The organism is Pseudomonas mucidolens (assembly GCF_900106045.1).
Lineage (GTDB): Bacteria > Pseudomonadota > Gammaproteobacteria > Pseudomonadales > Pseudomonadaceae > Aquipseudomonas > Aquipseudomonas mucidolens.
Genome location: NZ_LT629802.1, coordinates 510,473 through 526,671, shown reverse-complemented (window position 1 = coordinate 526,671; position 16,199 = coordinate 510,473). Strand labels below are relative to the sequence as shown.

The window sequence follows — 16,199 nt, the reverse complement described above, 5'->3', positions numbered from 1 at the left end:
CATCACTGCCATGTACCGGCTTGCCGTGGGCGTTACTTATCCAGGACTGTCAGGCATCTCTGTCGGCAAAGGCCTTGTCCAGCAGCACTTTGGCAAGCTGTGTCGACCTGATCATCGCGTCACGTTCCGTTGGTTTTTCGTTGTTCAGGGTCATCTCCACACCTGTCACGACTTCAGGGAACGAGTGAGAGAAAATCAGCGTCGGCTCGACCTTCTTGGAAGGCAGGCCATGCAAATCACGTCTCATCTTGTCGTAAAACGCCTGGGCATTGTCTGTCACCTGATGGCGCATCAGGTGAAATACCAATCCCATCATGGCTTCCCGCCCCTGGTTCTCGCTCATCCCACTTGGCCACATTGGTTGCTGTTGCGACTCGGCGGCATGTCGCAGCGTGGAAGCCACATCCGAAGCACCACCCGATGTTCCCAGCATGACCGGCACGCCTGACTGGTCGCGAATTTGCGTGCCCAGGTCGTTACGCAGGTCCGTGCCATGGGGACTGGTGAAATGGTGGGTTTTCACCCCATCGACGACCCGATTGGAGCCGACTCGATGTTTAGCGGTGTAGGCATCGAGCCCCGCAAGCATCGAATCCTGGCTTCTCATCGCTTCGGCCATGGCTTTTATGCCAAATGCCATTTCGGCCCCCTGCTGCGCGTCTTCACGGGTCAACGGGCCTTGCTCGCCTTTGACCAACATGGCGTGCAGGTGCTTCATTCCCAGGTACAAGCCACCTTTGCCCTCACCCGCCAGTAAAACGCGATCCGGGTCGTTGCTTGGAGCCAACAGTTCTCTATGCAGTTGCTCGCGAAAAACCGGGTCACTCTGGGCATTCATCCACAAACCGCGAACCAGATGTGCCATATGCGAAGACAGTTGCGACACTGGGGAGTCATCACGTTGCAAGTCCTTTTCAACGCCAAGACAAATAGCCATTTCGGACTCGATGTGTTTAAAGAAATTCTTCGCCCGCCGCTCCAGGTTCTCTTTATTCTCATAGTTTGAATTTTGCAGGGTATCTTTAACGAACGCCCGAACCAGCGCACTCGCTTCGGCCGGAGAATAATTTTCCCCGGCAATGGACACGCCTGTATGCGGTATTTCTTGCGTCTCTGCGGCCTTATCGGTTTCGAGGTTTTTGCACTGGGCACGAGTGTGTGACAAGGAGTCAGCACCGTTTAACACACCAGACGGGTTCAACACGCCAACAGGAACACGCATAACTCAACTCCCGAGCTATCAGATAGGAAAAGTTCGGCTGACAACGCCAGTCATCCTATGTGGTTCACTTCGCTTCACGGTTCCTTGTCCCACGGTGCAAGCTGTAACAACCGACGCAGATCTGCATAGCCTCTTCGGGCAGGCCAAAAAAACCCGGAACATGTCCGGGTTTTTCTTCATCGACAGTGAATTACTTTACCGCCGGGCTTTGCACGCGGGTATAGGCTGGAGCCTTGCGCTTGCTCTTGAAGTAGTAGCACACCCCCATGAACACCAGCCACACCGGGATCGCATACACCGACACCTGAATGCCCGGAATCATCAGCATGACGCCCAGGATAAACACCACGAATGCCAGGCAAACATAGTTGCCATAGGGATACCACAACGCCTTGAACAACGACACCTGGCCGGTGCGGTTCATGTGCTGGCGGAACTTGAAATGGGAGAAACTGATCATCGCCCAGTTGATCACCAACGTGGCCACGACCAGGGACATCAGCAGTTCCAGCGCGTGCTGCGGAATCAGGTAGTTCATCAGCACCGCCACCACCGTGATCGCAGCCGATGCCAGGATCGACCGTACCGGCACGCCACGCTTATCGATCTTCGCCAACGCCGCCGGCGCATCGCCTTGTTCGGCCATGCCCAGCAACATGCGGCTGGTGCAATACGTCCCGCTGTTGTACACCGACAGGGCCGCCGTCAACACCACGAAGTTAAGGATGTGCGCGGCGGTGTTGCTGCCCAGCATCGAGAACACCTGGACAAACGGGCTGCCGCTGTAGGCATCACCGGAGGCGTTCAAGGTTACCAGCAGGCTGTCCCAAGGTATCAGCGACAGCAACACTACCAGGGCGCCGATGTAGAAGATCAGGATCCGGTAGATCACCTGATTGATGGCCTTGGGGATAACGGTACGTGGCTGGTCCGCTTCCGCGGCGGTAAAGCCAAGCATTTCCAGGCCACCGAACGAAAACATGATGAACGCCATGGCCATCACCAGACCGCCGACGCCGTGGGGGAAGAACCCGCCGTGCTCCCACAGGTTGTTCACCGAGGCTTGGGGCCCGCCGGTGCCGCTGACCAGCAGATAGCTGCCCAGGGCAATCATGCCGACGATGGCCACGACCTTGATGATCGCGAACCAGAACTCAGCCTCGCCGAACACTTTGACGTTGGTCAGGTTGATCACGTTGATCAGCACGAAAAACGCTGCGGCCGAGACCCAGATCGGAATCTCCGGCCACCAGTAATGCACGTACTTGCCGACGGCTGTCAGCTCCGACATGCCCACCAGAATGTACAGGATCCAGCAGTTCCAGCCCGACAGGAAGCCAGCGAAACCGCCCCAATACTTATGCGCAAAGTGGCTGAAGGAGCCAGCCACCGGCTCTTCTACGATCATTTCGCCCAATTGGCGCATGATCATGAAGGCAATGAAACCGCAAATGGCATACCCCAGGATCATTGACGGCCCCGCTGACTTCAGCACCCCCGCCGAGCCCAGGAACAAGCCGGTACCGATTGCGCCACCGAGGGCGATCAATTGAATATGACGATTTTTAAGGCCGCGCTTCAGTTCACCTGAATGCGAATGGGGTCCACTCATGAAAAGGGTCTCACGCAAGGTTTGATGATGTTCATTGCACGTTACTGCTTTGCCAGTCGACTCAAGCAGCGCCGATCAAACCCCAGCGCAGGCACCAGGAGTCCAGCGTTTTTCTAACGGTCATGCGTCACCTGCTTGTTTTTATCTGTGACGAAATCGAACCCGTCCGGCTTTTGGCCAGGCGGAGTTAACAAGGCGGATAGCCTTGAAGGTTGGCCTATTGCGTGGATACGCAAAGGGGTCACAGTAAAACGCGGCGCATTGTACACCGCTCGACCGGTTCGGGCCGAACGTGGACACACTCGCCCACCTGCTGTCAGGTAATTTTTACAATACACACGACAGCAGATTGGCCGAGTGATCCCAGGCAGTAATCGTCAGCTTTGCGTTACAGCCAGGCAAAAAAACCTGCCAACAGCAAGCAACCCGCACGGGTAGCGGACGAACGTACAGGTGCTGAAACATTGCTGCCCGCTGCAAAAAAAAACGCCGACCCATGAGAGTCGGCGCTTTTCTTGTGGCTCGCAGCTTAAAGCTTGCGGCTGCTCTTAAGGCTTCTTACGACCAAAGCCTGGACGCTGACCAGAACCGGCTGGCGCGCCTCGGCGCTTGCCCGATGGCTCGTCGTCCACCAATTTCAGGCCTGGGCGCTTTTTCGGCGCGGGCTTGGCTGGGCGCTTGGTATTGGCGCTGTCAGCCGGACGATCCGACGCCGGTGCACCACGGCCAGACTCGCCACGGTTGCCGCGACCCGCGCCTGGTGCCTCGCCACGATCCGCAGGGCGTGGCGTGCGTGGCGCACGTTCGCCGTCCTGACGCGCAGGCGCCGATGGACGACGCTCACCTTCCAGGTGCGGCTCGCGGGAGATGCGGCCACCGGACGCCGGTGCATTCAACGCCGGGCGCACGGTACGCGCCACGCGTTCAGTACGGGCCACCGGACGCGACGATTTGCGCTGCATACGCTCAAGCTTGTCTTTGCTCTTGGCATTCATCTGCGGCATGGCCACAGGCGTCAGGCCAACTTCAGCACTCAGAATGTCAACTTCGTACTGGCTCATTTCGCGCCAGCGGCCCATCGGCAGGTCGGAGTTAAGGAACACCGGACCAAAACGCACGCGCTTCAGACGGCTGACCACCAGGCCCTGGGACTCCCACAGGCGACGCACTTCACGGTTACGGCCTTCCATCACCACGCAATGGTACCAATGGTTGAAACCTTCGCCGCCTGGCGCCTGCTTGATGTCGGTGAAGCGCGCCGGACCATCTTCCAACACAACACCGGCCTTGAGACGCTCGATCATCTCGTCGTCGACTTCGCCACGCACACGCACCGCGTATTCGCGGTCCATTTCGTAGGACGGGTGCATCAAACGATTGGCCAGCTCACCGTCAGTGGTGAACATCAGCAAACCGGTGGTGTTGATATCGAGACGGCCGATGTTGATCCAACGCCCCTCTTTCGGGCGCGGCATCTTGTCGAATACGGTTGGACGGCCTTCCGGGTCGTCACGGGTGCAGATCTCGCCGTCCGGCTTGTTGTACATGATCACGCGGCGCACCGATTCGGCGGCCTCTTCACGCTTGATGACCTTGCCATCAATGGTGATCGCATCATGCAAGTCGACGCGCTGACCCAAGGTGGCTTCGACGCCGTTGACCTTGATGCGCTTCTGAGTAATCCAGGCTTCTACGTCACGGCGCGAGCCGACGCCGATACGGGCGAGGACTTTCTGCAGTTTTTCGCCTGCTGGGCCGATTTCCTGGATGTCGTTCTGGTCTTGCTCATTCATCTTAAGCACCTCCCGGTGTGTCGATTCAGGCGTGGCCTGAAGAGTGTTCAAATCTGAGTCTTGGGCGAACGTATCGCCAAAGGGTCGCGAATCATACGCTCATGGAGCGTGTTGCGCATCAGAGCGTAGTCGATAAGTGCCCGGTCATTTGCTTTTCCGCCGACCGGTGGCGCCCAGGGCGATCAATCGCAGATGGGCCTCGGCGAGAACGGCACGCTTGTCGGTCTTGTCGAGTTTCTTCCAGGCGCGGATTTCACGCTTGCTGCGACCGCAGCCGACACAAATGTCAGCGCTGAATTTGCAGATACTGATGCAGGGGTCTTTGGTGGAACTCATATGCATTCTCCCTGGCGACGATAATCAAATGTGCGAGCAAGCCCGCTTGTGTCTTGATCTAGGAATAAACTCTGGGGTGAGAGGGGTGGATGGCAAGCTGCAAGTCCGCGGTGCTCAAAGCACGTGTGGGAGCCGAGCTGCCATCCACCTTTCCACTCTGGCCTACAAGCCCGAACAGTTGGACGAGCAGCCACTCGAAATCACAAGCGTGGGCAAAGCCAGAGCACTCTCACATCTGAGTGTAAGAGGGTTTTGCCATGATTTCCTGGGTCGGTATCGACATCTCAAAATCAAACCTTGTCGTCTGGGTTAAACCACAGAGCGAAGGTTTCGATGTTTCAAACACTTCAGAAGGATTTCTTGAGCTGATTCGACGATTGAGTCAGTTTGAAGTCAGTCTGATTTTGCTGGAGGCCACCGGGGGCTATGAGCGTAATGCCATGGCGGCTCTGCAAGGCGCAAACTTCAAGGTGCTCAGGGTCAATCCTCGCCGAGCCAGATCCTTTGCCGTGGCGATGGGCAAGAATGCGAAGACTGACGCTATTGATGCGGCCGTTCTAGCAGACTTTGCTGAAGTGCTGAATGCCTCAAGCAGCAAGGTTATTTCGCCTGAGCGTGAAGCGCTCCGCGAGCTGGTTCAGCAGCGCGAGCATTTCGTTCAGCAACGAGACGACAATAAGCGCCGTCTTCAGCAAGCCCAGCTACCAGCCGTTATTGCGCTGATCAAAGGCCATATTCACTTCCTGCAAACGCAAATCAGGCAACTTGATAAGGCCATCAATCAGAGCATGCACGAACTGGACGCAGAAAAAGCCCAGCGGCTCATCTCTGTTAAAGGTATCGGTACGGTTGCCACCGCGAGTTTGCTGGTTTATCTGCCCGAACTAGGTGAGCTTGATCGCCGTGAGGTTGCGGCCTTGGCAGGTATCGCGCCCTTGAACGACGACAGCGGTAATCACAGCGGGAAGCGACATATCTATGGAGGCAGAGCCCGTGTCAGACGGGCTCTGTACATGTCCTGCTGGGTTGTAATCCGCCATCAGCCCGACTTCAAGGCACGCTACGAAGGCCTTCGAGAGCGAGGTAAGAGCGCGAAGGTCGCGCTCATCGCCTGCATGCGTGTACTGCTGATTAGGCTCAATGCCATGTTGCGAGATGGCACTGAGTGGCGGTGACGAATGGCATGGTGAAGACAGTTGCTCCCACATTTTGCTCTGTGTCAGTCGTCGAACTGCCGGCGTTCGTTTTCGATGGCTTCGGCCAGCGCCTGGGCTTCGGCTTCTTCGTCGCTCAACGTGGGTTGTTCCAGGGCAGCGACGGCGGCCAGGAGTTTTTCTCGGGCTTGGGCGACGCCGAGGATATCTTCCTCGGGTTCGGGCTCAGGTTCTGCGACCGTTGGCAGGGTTTCAACATTCATCTGCGCTTCAGGCTCAGCCGCCCCATCTCGCAACAGGTCATCAAAATCGGTCTTGAGCCCCTCCTCCATATCATCGAGCTCCAGCAATAACGTGTGGAAGCTGGTTTCGTCCTTGGGTTCCTCCGGTTCGGCGCTGGCGTCGGCCAACGCCTGAAGTCCCGGCGGTACCGGTGCCTCGTCGAAATTCAGGACCGGTTCGGCTTCGATCTCTCGCAGCTCGGCCAACGGCGGCAGATCGTCGAGGTTTTTCAGGTTGAAGTGATCGAGAAACACCTTGGTGGTGGCGAACATCGCCGGTTTGCCGGGCACATCGCGGTAGCCGACGATGCGGATCCACTCACGTTCAAGCAGCGTCTTGACGATATGACTGTTGACGGCCACGCCCCGCACGTCTTCGATTTCGCCGCGGGTGATGGGCTGGCGATAGGCGATCAATGCCATGGTTTCCAGCATCGCCCGTGAATAGCGTTGCGGACGTTCTTCCCACAAGCGCCCAACCCACGGTGAAAACTTCTCGCGAATTTGCAGACGATAACCCGAGGCGACTTCTCTCAACTCAAAGGCACGGCCTTCGCAGGATTTGCGCAGGATCTCCAGCGCCTTCTTGAACACCGGTGGCTCTGGGCGCTCGGCCTCTTCAAACAGTTCGAACAGGCGCTCCAACGATTGCGGTTTGCCCGAGGCCAAGAGGAAGGCCTCCAGCAGCGGAGCCAGTTCGCGGGGTTCAGTCAGATTCATCGATTCAGCTCTTTATTCGGCTCGCGCCCGCACGTGGATAGCCGCAAAAGGCTCATTCTGCACCAGCTCGACCAAGGATTCCTTGACCAGCTCAAGGATTGCCATAAACGTCACCACCACGCCAAGACGGCCTTCCTCTGCCGTAAACAGCTCGACAAACGGCACAAAACCGCCGCCTTTGAGACGTTCCAGCACATCGCTCATGCGCTCGCGAGTGGATAAGGCTTCGCGACTGACCTGGTGGCTTTCAAACATGTCGCCACGGCGCAGCACTTCGGCCATGGACATCAGCAATTCTTCCAGACTCACGTCCGGCAACAATTTACGCGCACGCGCTTCGGGCGCGTCGAGTTTGGGCACCACCACATCCCGACCGACCCGGCTCAAGCCGTCGATACCTTCGGCGGCGGCCTTGAACCGCTCGTATTCCTGCAGGCGGCGGATCAGTTCAGCACGGGGATCGTCTTCTTCGGCCTCGACGGTCTCGGAGCGCGGCAACAACATCCGCGATTTGATCTCCGCCAGCATGGCAGCCATTACCAGATATTCGGCGGCCAGTTCCAGACGCACCGATTGCATCAATTCGACATAGCCCATGTACTGGCGGGTGATTTCGGCCACCGGGATGTCGAGGATGTTGATGTTCTGCTTGCGGATCAGATACAGCAGCAAGTCCAGCGGACCTTCGAACGCTTCTAGAAAGACCTCCAGGGCATCCGGCGGAATGTACAGGTCCAACGGCATTTCCATGACCGCCTGGCCATAGACCATGGCGAATGGCAGCTCCTGCTGGGCGCCCGCCTGGCTGTCGACGGCTTCCACCACCGACATTCAGGCTTCAACCATGAACGGTGCCGGATCACCGCAACCGACACGCACCACTTCCGGCTCGCCATCGGCCAGGTTGATCACGGTGGACGCTTTGCCGCCGCCGAAACCGCCGTCGATGATCAGGTCCACCTGCTTTTCCAGCAACTGACGCATCTCGTAGGGATCCTCAAGTGGCTCGGCGTCACCGGGCATGATCAGCGACACGCTCATCAGCGGTTCACCCAGCTCCGCCAGCAACGCCAAGGCGATGGGATGCTCCGGCACGCGCAGACCAATGGTACGTTTCTTGGGGTGCAGCAGCAGGCGCGGCACTTCGCGGGTGGCGTTCAGGATAAACGTGTAAGGTCCCGGCGTGTGGGCCTTGAGCAGACGGAAAGTACCGGTATCGACCTTGGCGAACAGGCCCAACTGCGACAGATCGCTGCAGATCAACGCGAAGTTGTGGTTCTTGTCCAAAGCTCGCAGACGCCTTACACGCTCCACCGCATTTTTGTCGCCGATCTGACAACCGATAGCGTAGGAGGAGTCCGTGGGATAGATCACCACACCACCGGCGCGAATGATTTCCACCGCCTGTTTGATCAGGCGCGCCTGCGGGTTTTCCGGATGAATCTGGAAAAATTGACTCACGTTTTCTACCTGTTCAAACGCTGGGAGTAATGGGGTCATGCTTGAATCGCCCCGACAAGAGCGGCAGATCTTTCGGGACCGGGCGATACTCGCCAATCTCGGACCAGCCGCCCGGGCCATGAAAATCACTGCCGGCAGTCACCAGCAGACCAAATTCGCGGGCCAATATCGACAGGCTGCCGACCTGTTCGGCAGGTTGATGCCCGTTGACCACTTCAATCGCGTGGCCGCCCGCTTCAATATAGTCGCCAATCAGCTTGCGACGCTTGCTGCGGGTGAAATCGTAATGCCACGGATGCGCCAGGCTGACCCAGGCACCCGACGCTCGCAAGGTAGCGACGGTGTCCTCCAAGGTCGGCCAGTGCAACTTGACGTCCCCCAATTTGCCGGCACCCAGCCATTTACGAAACGCTTCGGCCCGATCCTTCACATGCCCTGCACGCACCATCCAGTCCGCGAAATGCGGGCGCGCCGGGGCGTTGCCGCTGTTCCCCAGTTCCTGCTGAACCGCCCGCGCGCCCTCGAGCGCGCCGGGCATGCCCTTGAGGGCCAGCTTGCGGCTTATTTCCTCGGACCGCAGCCAGCGGCCATCGTGCAATGTGGCAATGGCCTCCACCAGCGGCGGGGCCTGGACGTCGAAGCCGTAGCCGAGGACATGAATGGTTGCGCCGCCCCAGGTGCAGGACAACTCAACGCCATTGACCAGTTGCATGCCCAGTCCGGTGGCGGCAATGCGTGCCTCTTCCAGGCCTTCAAGGGTGTCGTGATCGGTCAACGACAAGACTCGCACGCCTTTTTCAAATGCACGCGCAACCAGAACCGCTGGCGCCAGGGCGCCGTCGGAGGCCGTGCTGTGGCAGTGCAGATCAACATTCACGGAAGTGTGTAACCTCAAGTCAGCTGGCGCTTTCGCTACCAAGGATGTTTGGTATTATGCCGCCACATCCAGCTTCTGGCTCTTACTGTGAAACAATTCATCGACTTCATCCCGCTGTTGCTGTTTTTCATCGTTTACAAACTCGACCCACGGACCATCGATATTGGCGGCCATGAGCTGGCGTTCGGCGGTATCTACAGTGCCACGGCGGTGCTGATCATCAGCTCCCTGGTGGTCTACGGTGCGATCTTCATCTCCCAGCGCAAGCTGGAAAAAAGCCAATGGTTGACTCTGATCGCCTGCCTGGTCTTTGGCAGCCTGACCTTGGCATTCCACAGCGAAACCTTCCTCAAATGGAAAGCGCCGGTGGTCAACTGGCTGTTCGCCCTGGCCTTCATCGGCAGCCACTTCATCGGTGATCGCCTGCTGATCAAGCGGATCATGGGCCATGCGCTGACACTGCCGGAGCCCGTCTGGACGCGCCTGAATATCGCCTGGATCGCGTTTTTCCTGTTCTGCGGCGCGGCCAATCTGTTCGTAGCCTTTACCTTTCAGGACTACTGGGTCGACTTCAAGGTCTTCGGCAGTCTGGGCATGACCGTGGTATTCCTGGTCGCCCAGGGCATCTACCTGTCGCGCCACCTGCATGACACCGACGCAACCACGCCAAAAACCGAGGACTGACATGCTCTACGCCATCATTGCCACCGACGTCGACAACTCGTTGGAAAAACGCCTCACCGCACGCCCGGCTCACGTGGAGCGGCTCAAGGCGCTGCAAACCGAAGGACGCGTGGTGCTTGCAGGACCGCATCCGGCCGTCGACAGCAATGAGCCGGGAGAAGCCGGCTTCACTGGCAGCCTGATCGTCGCCGAGTTTGCCTCCCTGGCGGATGCCCAGGCCTGGGCCAAGGCAGACCCGTATGTGGCGGCAGGTGTCTATGCCGATGTCGTGATCAAACCGTTCAAACAAGTCTTGCCCTGATCCGGTTGGCGCTGAACCTATCCGCTTCGGCGCACTCCTAATCGCTCAATATTCTCGGTAACCTGCCGACAACATTCTGAATATTCGTGTGGAATCAGGAGTTCCGATGCGCTTAAGTCAGTTGTGTCTGTTGGCAGTGTTAACAATCGGGGCTACGGCCCACGCTGAAGAACTCTCGAGCACCGGCAGTTCCACGCCCCTGTCCTTGAGTGCCGGTACCCAGATCACCGAGCTGCAGCAACGCTTGAAAGAAAGCGAACGGCTGCGTGCCGAATTGAGCAAACAGTTGCAAAGTGCCGATGCGACCCGCGAAAGTACTCAGGTAAGCAGGCTGCGTCAGGAAAACCAGCGTCTGGCCCTGCAGCTCAAGCAGACTCAGAACAGCGTCTTGCCGGGCTGGCTCACCGATCAGCAACAATGGTTCGTGATAGGCGCAGGTGTGGCGCTGATCGCCCTGCTGTGCGGTATCTTTGCCAGTGGCGGGCATCGGCGCCGTCGACAATGGCTAAATTGAGTAAGTCATGAGCGAGCTGTTACTGATAGATGATGACCAGGAGCTCTGTGAGCTGCTGACCAGTTGGTTGCACCAGGAAGGTTTCCAGGTGCGCGCCTGCCATGACGGCATAAGCGCCCGCAAGGCCCTGGCCGATGCCGCTCCGGCGGCCGTGGTACTGGACGTGATGCTGCCCGACGGCAGCGGCCTGGAATTGCTCAAGCAATTGCGTGGTGATCACCCCGAATTGCCGGTGCTGATGCTATCGGCCCGTGGCGAACCACTGGACCGGATTCTCGGCCTGGAACTGGGGGCCGACGATTACCTGGCCAAGCCGTGCGACCCTCGCGAACTGACTGCGCGTTTGCGGGCGGTATTGCGCCGTAGCCACCCGGCCGCCGTCTCGACCCAACTGGAGCTAGGCGACCTGTGCTTCAGCCCGGTGCGCGGTGTTGTCACTGTCGATACCCGGGAACTGACCCTCACGCTCTCCGAAAGCCGTCTGCTGGAAGCCTTGCTGCGCCAGCCGGGCGAGCCACTGGACAAACAGGAACTGGCGCAGATTGCCCTGGGCCGCAAGCTGACCCTGTACGACCGCAGCCTGGACATGCACGTCAGCAACCTGCGCAAAAAGATCGGCCCGCACCCCGACGGCCGCCCCCGCATCATGGCGCTGCGCAGCCGCGGTTATTACTACTGCCGTTGAAGCCGCTGCAAAGCTCAAGCTACAAGCGGCAAGTTGGAGCGACTCACTTCAAGCTTGAAGCGTGCAACGTGCCGCTGCTCCCCTCCCTTACCAAAACTTTACGCTGTGCTGACGGCGGCTGACCTTGATCTCCTTAATCTACTCACATCCGGACTCACCGGAATCGAGACAAGGAGAAACACCATGCGCAAGACCCTGATCACTCTGATGTTCGCTGCAGCCCTGCCGACTGTTGCCATGGCCATGCCGGAAGGCGCTGGTCCCATGGGCGGCCCTGAAGGCCACATGATGGGTGGCCCGGGCCACGCGGGTGAACACGGCATGCGCGGCAAAGGCGGCCGCTTCAGCCAACTGGACCTGAGCCGCGAACAGCGCCAGCAGATCGGCAAATTGATGGGCGAACAGCGTGAAGCTCGCCAGCAACTGGTCAAGAAGTACCTGGACAAACTGCCGGCCGCCGAGCAGAAGGCCATGAAAGACGAAATGGCCGCCGCCAAGCAGAAAACCCACACCGACATTCGCGCCCTGCTCAAACCCGATCAGCAGAAGAAATTCGACGAGATCGCCAAGAAACGCGCCGAGCGTCGGGCCGAATGGCAGGAATTCCAGGCCTGGAAGGCGCAAAAAGCGCAATAATGCATTAGCTATCTCCCAGCCCAGCGGCTCGAGCCGCCGGGCTTTTCCTGTTTGAGGGTTTTCCGTGCGTTCACTTTTCTGGCGCATCCTTGCCAGCTTCTGGCTGGCCATCGCCCTGGTTGCCGGGTTGTCGATCCTGTTGGGGCACATGCTCAATCAGGACACCTGGATCCTTAGCCGTCATCCTGGCCTGAAAAACCTGGCCGAAGAGTGGACGCAACTGTACGAAACCCAGGGTGAAGAGGCCGCGCAGAATTTGCTGCGCCAGCGCAAGCGCCAATACCATGTCGATGTGCAGGTGCTTAACGAAAACGGTGATCCGGTGGTGCGCGGCACCTTCCCGCGCCGGGCCGCTGCGCTCGAGGCACGGCGGGGCGACAGCCATGACCGGCGCCTGCCCTGGCGGCGCCTGACGGACGAGTACACCAGTGGGAAAACCGGAGAAACCTACCTGCTGATCTATCGCATCGCGCACCCGGAGCTGGATGCCTGGCACCGGAGCAGCCTGCTCTGGCCGCTGAGCGCCCTGGCCATCGCCTTGGTGGTGCTGACCTTGTTCAGCTTGTTGGTGACACTCTCCATCACCCGCCCTCTCAGCCGTTTGCGCGGCGCGGTCCACGACCTCGGCCAGGCCACTTATCAGCAAAACAGCTTGGCGCGCCTGGCTAACCGACGCGACGAGTTCGGTGTCCTGGCCACCGACTTCAACCGCATGGGCGCACGCCTGCAAAGCCTGATCGGCAGTCAGCGCCAGTTGCTGCGGGATGTCTCCCACGAACTGCGCTCGCCCCTGACGCGCTTGCGTATCGCCTTGGCCTTGGCGGAACGTGCCACGCCTGAGGCGCGCGAAAAGCTTTGGCCGCGCCTGACCCTTGAATGTGATCGCCTGGAAGCCTTGATCAGCGAAATTCTTGTGCTGGCGCGGGTCGACGCCGACAACGCCAGCGCCGAAGACATTGACCTGCACCTGCTGCTCAAGACCCTGCAAAAAGACGCGCAGCTCGGCGCTCCGGACCAGGTTGTGCAGCTTCACAGCGAGCCGACGCTGGCACTCAAGGGCTGGCCGCACATGATCGAACGGGCGCTGGACAACCTGTTGCGCAATGCCCAGCGCTTCAACCCACCTGACCAACCGATTGAACTCCACGCCCAACGCCAGGGCGAACGCATCGTGATCAGTGTGCGCGACCACGGTCCGGGCGTCGAAACCACGCACCTGAGTCAATTGGGCGAACCGTTTTACCGCGCCCCCGGGCAAACCGCCCAAGGCCACGGTCTCGGCCTGGCCATCGCGCGACGCGCTGCGGAGCGTCACGGCGGTAATCTGACTCTGGCCAACCACATCGATGGCGGCTTTATCGCCACCCTGGATCTGCCGCTGGAGCCGGGGGTTGCAGTACAACCCTGAAGATCTTCTATGATGGTCCTTCTCTGACGGAGGGCCTCTGATGACCGATCTGCTCACTCCCATCCAAGTTGCACTCGACTTGCCAATCTCCCCGCTGACCACTACCGAGGCTGGCGCCCTGCCCTCAACGTTCGCCGTTACCGAACTGGCCAGCGCCAGTATCGGGGCGGCGGGCCAGGCGGTGGCCCAACTGCTGCACCAGGAAACCGGACGTTTACCCAGCGTCTCGGTGGATCGGCGCCTCGCATCATTCTGGTTCTCCAGCTCGCTACGTCCGGTGGGTTGGACGCCGCCGCCACTGTGGGACCCGATCGCCGGCGACTACGCCAGCGCCGATGGCTGGATTCGCCTGCACACCAACGCGCCGCATCATCGTGCCGCCGCCGAACAGGTGCTGGGCGCCGTCGCTGATCGTGAAACCATGGCGCGCCAGGTTGCCCAATGGAACGCCGCCGAGCTGGAGCAGGCGATTATCGATGTCGGTGGCTGTGCGGCGCAGATGCGTACATGGCAAGACTGGCAGTCTCATCCACAAGGACTGGCGGTCAACCAGGAACCGTTGATTGCGCGGCAAACCTTTGATGCCCTCCGCGAACAGCCCTGGCTGGGTTCCGTGGCACGACCTTTGGCCGCAATCAAGGTGCTGGACCTGACCCGCGTATTGGCCGGCCCCGTGGCCAGTCGTTTCCTCGCCGGCCTTGGCGCCAATGTACTGCGCATCGATGCGCCCGACTGGAACGAGCCGGGCGTAGTGCCGGAAATGACCCTGGGCAAACGCTGCGCCCGCCTGGACCTTAAACAGCCAGACGACCGAAAGACCTTCGAAGACCTGCTCAAGAACAGCGACATCCTGCTCCACGGCTATCGCGCCAATGCTCTGGAGCAACTGGGTTACGACGCCAGCGGATTACAGCAGATCGCCCCCGGCCTGATCGACATCAGTCTGAATGCCTACGGCTGGAGTGGTCCGTGGCGCAATCGCCGGGGCTTCGACAGCCTGGTGCAGATGAGCAGCGGCATTGCTCAAGCGGGCATGCAATGGAAGCACGCCGATAAGCCGCTGCCATTGCCAGTGCAGGCGCTGGACCACGCCACCGGCTACCTGATGGCCGCCAGTGCGCTGAGAGCACTGGCCGAACGTTTGAAAACCGGACGTGGCGGTTCAGCGCGACTGTCACTGGCGCGCACCGCGAAGCTGTTGCTGGAGGCCGGACAGGGTGTGGAACAACCGACACTGCGTGCGGAGGACCCGGCCGACCAGGGCGTGCTGGCGGAACAGACCGCCTGGGGCCCCGCCCATCGCCTGCTGGCACCGGTAACCATGACCGGCACGCCGCTGCAGTGGGATTTGCCGGCGGGCGAACTGGGTTCACACCGACCTCAGTGGTGACCGAGTTCATTTATAAGATGGCCAGTCAGAGCAAGGCTGACAGCAGCACGTACTTCAAGCCATCGGCGTTGACCTTTTTCAGAAACGCCGACATGGTTTTATCGTGGACCGTGGCGTAAAGAATTTCGGCGCAGAGCAACGCCCACGGCAATGACCCGCAGGCCGGCCTGCTGTCGTTGCAGGCGGCCGCCTACACCAGCGTTTCAGCCTACCCGCTGGATGTGCTGGGCGCCGAAACCGACGACATGATCGGCTACATCATCGAACAGGAGCTGGGTAACCTGCTGGACTTCGACATACCGTTCGCCACCTTGTTGACCCAAGTGGAGGTGGACGCCAGGTGATCGCCACCGATGTCAGCGCGACCTTTATCGACTTCGGCAAACCTACCCAGAAAGCCATCGACCAGGCGCACCCCGACGACATGGAAAAACTCGGCTTCGCTGCCGGCTCCATGGGGCCGAAGGTCCAGGCCGCCTGTACGTTCGCCCGCCACACTGGCAAAACCGCAGTGATCGGTTCACTCTCGGACATCGAAGCCATCGTCCAGGGCACCGCCGGCACGCGGATCAGCACGGCGCAATCCGACATCAGTTACCTAAAAAACGCCCAGGGTGGGTCTCAGGCCCACCCTGCTCCAATGCCTTGAAGGAGAAATGCCTATGGCCACTTTTGAACCCGGTCACTTGCACATTGAACGCCATGCACTGAACAAGGCTGACTACAGCTACAACCTGTGTATCGACTATGAAGTCAGCCAGGATCCCAAGGAGGGCGAAGGGATGCTGTTCAAGATGCACGGTTCGGTGCAGGGCCAGGACCTCAAGGAAGAGTTCTTCCTGCCCAAGGACCAGGCCTTCGACTTTGCCCGGCACGCGATGAACATTGCACAGAAGTACGGCATGCCGAAGCTCGCGGTGTTGAACGGTTCGATGCACAAGCAGTACGACCTGATGTTTGAGGATGTGCGACATCAGTTGGATGTGAAGCCGGGCGATCCGGTCAAACCCGAACACCTGGAGTAAAAGCAGCGCATATCCCTTGTGGGAGCGGCTTGCCCGCCCCCACATTTTGCTCTGCATCACCTGCCAGATTTCACCTGTCCCCTCCCACAAGGCATACTGC

General features: G+C 59.5%; 18 protein-coding genes and 1 pseudogene. 10 read left to right on the top strand and 9 right to left on the bottom strand.

Translation table 11 applies throughout. From position 1 onward, the window contains the following. Positions 1-49: 49 nt before the first annotated feature. From BLU75_RS02590 to BLU75_RS02575, 4 genes are all read right to left on the bottom strand, one after another. Positions 50-1,222, bottom strand: a complete 1,173-nt coding sequence (locus tag BLU75_RS02590; RefSeq protein WP_084381089.1) for a hypothetical protein — start codon at positions 1,220-1,222, stop codon at positions 50-52. 190 nt (positions 1,223-1,412) lie between these two features. After that, positions 1,413-2,834 (bottom strand): amino acid permease, encoded by a 1,422-nt coding sequence (locus tag BLU75_RS02585; RefSeq protein ID WP_084381090.1) that lies wholly within the window; start codon positions 2,832-2,834, stop codon positions 1,413-1,415. Between the two features lie 548 nt (positions 2,835-3,382). Next, complete coding sequence (gene rluB, locus BLU75_RS02580; protein ID WP_084381091.1) at positions 3,383-4,627, bottom strand: 23S rRNA pseudouridine(2605) synthase RluB; 1,245 nt, start codon at positions 4,625-4,627, stop codon at positions 3,383-3,385. A 144-nt stretch (positions 4,628-4,771) separates the two neighbouring features. Beyond that, a complete protein-coding gene (locus tag BLU75_RS02575; RefSeq protein ID WP_084381092.1) occupies positions 4,772-4,963 on the bottom strand; it encodes a DUF1289 domain-containing protein in 192 nt (63 codons plus the stop codon). Between the two features lie 257 nt (positions 4,964-5,220). Here BLU75_RS02575 and BLU75_RS02570 point away from each other — a divergent pair, with 257 nt between their 5' ends. Continuing rightward, complete coding sequence (locus BLU75_RS02570) at positions 5,221-6,138, top strand: IS110 family transposase (RefSeq protein ID WP_084381955.1); 918 nt, start codon at positions 5,221-5,223, stop codon at positions 6,136-6,138. A 44-nt stretch (positions 6,139-6,182) separates the two neighbouring features. Here BLU75_RS02570 and scpB read toward each other — a convergent pair whose 3' ends face one another. The 4 genes from scpB to BLU75_RS02550 all read right to left on the bottom strand — a co-directional run bounded on the left by scpB (position 6,183) and on the right by BLU75_RS02550 (position 9,456). After that, complete coding sequence (scpB, locus tag BLU75_RS02565; protein ID WP_084380325.1) at positions 6,183-7,118, bottom strand: SMC-Scp complex subunit ScpB; 936 nt, start codon at positions 7,116-7,118, stop codon at positions 6,183-6,185. A gap of 12 nt (positions 7,119-7,130) precedes the next feature. Continuing rightward, complete coding sequence (locus BLU75_RS02560; RefSeq protein ID WP_164365898.1) at positions 7,131-7,829, bottom strand: segregation and condensation protein A; 699 nt, start codon at positions 7,827-7,829, stop codon at positions 7,131-7,133. 120 nt (positions 7,830-7,949) lie between these two features. Continuing rightward, positions 7,950-8,579, bottom strand: coding sequence for an L-threonylcarbamoyladenylate synthase (locus tag BLU75_RS02555; RefSeq protein WP_090221361.1), 630 nt, complete (start codon positions 8,577-8,579; stop codon positions 7,950-7,952). Between the two features lie 13 nt (positions 8,580-8,592). Continuing rightward, entirely contained in the window at positions 8,593-9,456 is an 864-nt protein-coding gene (locus tag BLU75_RS02550) for a PHP domain-containing protein (protein ID WP_084380331.1), read from the bottom strand. 87 nt (positions 9,457-9,543) lie between these two features. Between BLU75_RS02550 and BLU75_RS02545 the strand changes: the two genes are divergently transcribed. The 7 genes from BLU75_RS02545 to BLU75_RS02515 all read left to right on the top strand — a co-directional run bounded on the left by BLU75_RS02545 (position 9,544) and on the right by BLU75_RS02515 (position 15,074). Then, positions 9,544-10,140 (top strand): septation protein A, encoded by a 597-nt coding sequence (locus BLU75_RS02545; protein ID WP_084380333.1) that lies wholly within the window; start codon positions 9,544-9,546, stop codon positions 10,138-10,140. 1 nt (position 10,141) lies between these two features. After that, a complete protein-coding gene (locus BLU75_RS02540) occupies positions 10,142-10,441 on the top strand; it encodes a YciI family protein (RefSeq protein WP_084380335.1) in 300 nt (99 codons plus the stop codon). 106 nt (positions 10,442-10,547) lie between these two features. After that, positions 10,548-10,955, top strand: coding sequence for a translation initiation factor 2 (locus tag BLU75_RS02535; protein WP_084380337.1), 408 nt, complete (start codon positions 10,548-10,550; stop codon positions 10,953-10,955). Between the two features lie 7 nt (positions 10,956-10,962). After that, a complete protein-coding gene (locus BLU75_RS02530; protein WP_084380339.1) occupies positions 10,963-11,640 on the top strand; it encodes a response regulator transcription factor in 678 nt (225 codons plus the stop codon). Between the two features lie 183 nt (positions 11,641-11,823). Beyond that, positions 11,824-12,276 carry a Spy/CpxP family protein refolding chaperone gene (locus BLU75_RS02525; RefSeq protein ID WP_084380341.1) on the top strand — a complete coding sequence of 151 codons (453 nt, stop codon included), beginning with the start codon at positions 11,824-11,826 and terminating at the stop codon, positions 12,274-12,276. Between the two features lie 64 nt (positions 12,277-12,340). After that, a complete protein-coding gene (locus BLU75_RS02520; RefSeq protein ID WP_084380343.1) occupies positions 12,341-13,684 on the top strand; it encodes a sensor histidine kinase in 1,344 nt (447 codons plus the stop codon). 40 nt (positions 13,685-13,724) lie between these two features. Beyond that, entirely contained in the window at positions 13,725-15,074 is a 1,350-nt protein-coding gene (locus BLU75_RS02515) for a CoA transferase (RefSeq protein ID WP_084380345.1), read from the top strand. 25 nt (positions 15,075-15,099) lie between these two features. Here the strand turns inward: BLU75_RS02515 and BLU75_RS28075 are convergent, their stop codons facing one another. Then, the gene (locus tag BLU75_RS28075; protein ID WP_255313282.1) at positions 15,100-15,225 is read right to left on the bottom strand and encodes a hypothetical protein; all 126 of its coding nucleotides are present in this window, start codon (positions 15,223-15,225) and stop codon (positions 15,100-15,102) included. Between BLU75_RS28075 and BLU75_RS02510 the strand changes: the two are divergent. Further along, a pseudogene (locus BLU75_RS02510) lies at positions 15,215-15,723 on the top strand (amino acid kinase family protein); the annotation flags it as partial. The gene BLU75_RS28075 and the pseudogene BLU75_RS02510 overlap by 11 nt on opposite strands. A 13-nt stretch (positions 15,724-15,736) precedes the next feature. After that, entirely contained in the window at positions 15,737-16,099 is a 363-nt protein-coding gene (locus BLU75_RS02505; protein WP_084380347.1) for a DUF5064 family protein, read from the top strand. Positions 16,100-16,199: the final 100 nt, after the last annotated feature.

Bases quoted from the DNA above. Each gene is read 5' to 3' on its own strand.
- BLU75_RS02590 (WP_084381089.1), bottom strand. From the start codon at position 1,222: ATGCGTGTTCCTGTTGGCGTGTTGAACCCGTCTGGTGTGTTAAACGGT.
- BLU75_RS02585 (WP_084381090.1), bottom strand. From the start codon at position 2,834: ATGAGTGGACCCCATTCGCATTCAGGTGAACTGAAGCGCGGCCTTAAA.
- rluB (WP_084381091.1), bottom strand. From the start codon at position 4,627: ATGAATGAGCAAGACCAGAACGACATCCAGGAAATCGGCCCAGCAGGC.
- BLU75_RS02575 (WP_084381092.1), bottom strand. From the start codon at position 4,963: ATGAGTTCCACCAAAGACCCCTGCATCAGTATCTGCAAATTCAGCGCT.
- BLU75_RS02570 (WP_084381955.1), top strand. From the start codon at position 5,221: ATGATTTCCTGGGTCGGTATCGACATCTCAAAATCAAACCTTGTCGTC.
- scpB (WP_084380325.1), bottom strand. From the start codon at position 7,118: ATGAATCTGACTGAACCCCGCGAACTGGCTCCGCTGCTGGAGGCCTTC.
- BLU75_RS02540 (WP_084380335.1), top strand. From the start codon at position 10,142: ATGCTCTACGCCATCATTGCCACCGACGTCGACAACTCGTTGGAAAAA.
- BLU75_RS02535 (WP_084380337.1), top strand. From the start codon at position 10,548: ATGCGCTTAAGTCAGTTGTGTCTGTTGGCAGTGTTAACAATCGGGGCT.
- BLU75_RS02530 (WP_084380339.1), top strand. From the start codon at position 10,963: ATGAGCGAGCTGTTACTGATAGATGATGACCAGGAGCTCTGTGAGCTG.
- BLU75_RS02525 (WP_084380341.1), top strand. From the start codon at position 11,824: ATGCGCAAGACCCTGATCACTCTGATGTTCGCTGCAGCCCTGCCGACT.
- BLU75_RS02515 (WP_084380345.1), top strand. From the start codon at position 13,725: ATGACCGATCTGCTCACTCCCATCCAAGTTGCACTCGACTTGCCAATC.
- BLU75_RS02505 (WP_084380347.1), top strand. From the start codon at position 15,737: ATGGCCACTTTTGAACCCGGTCACTTGCACATTGAACGCCATGCACTG.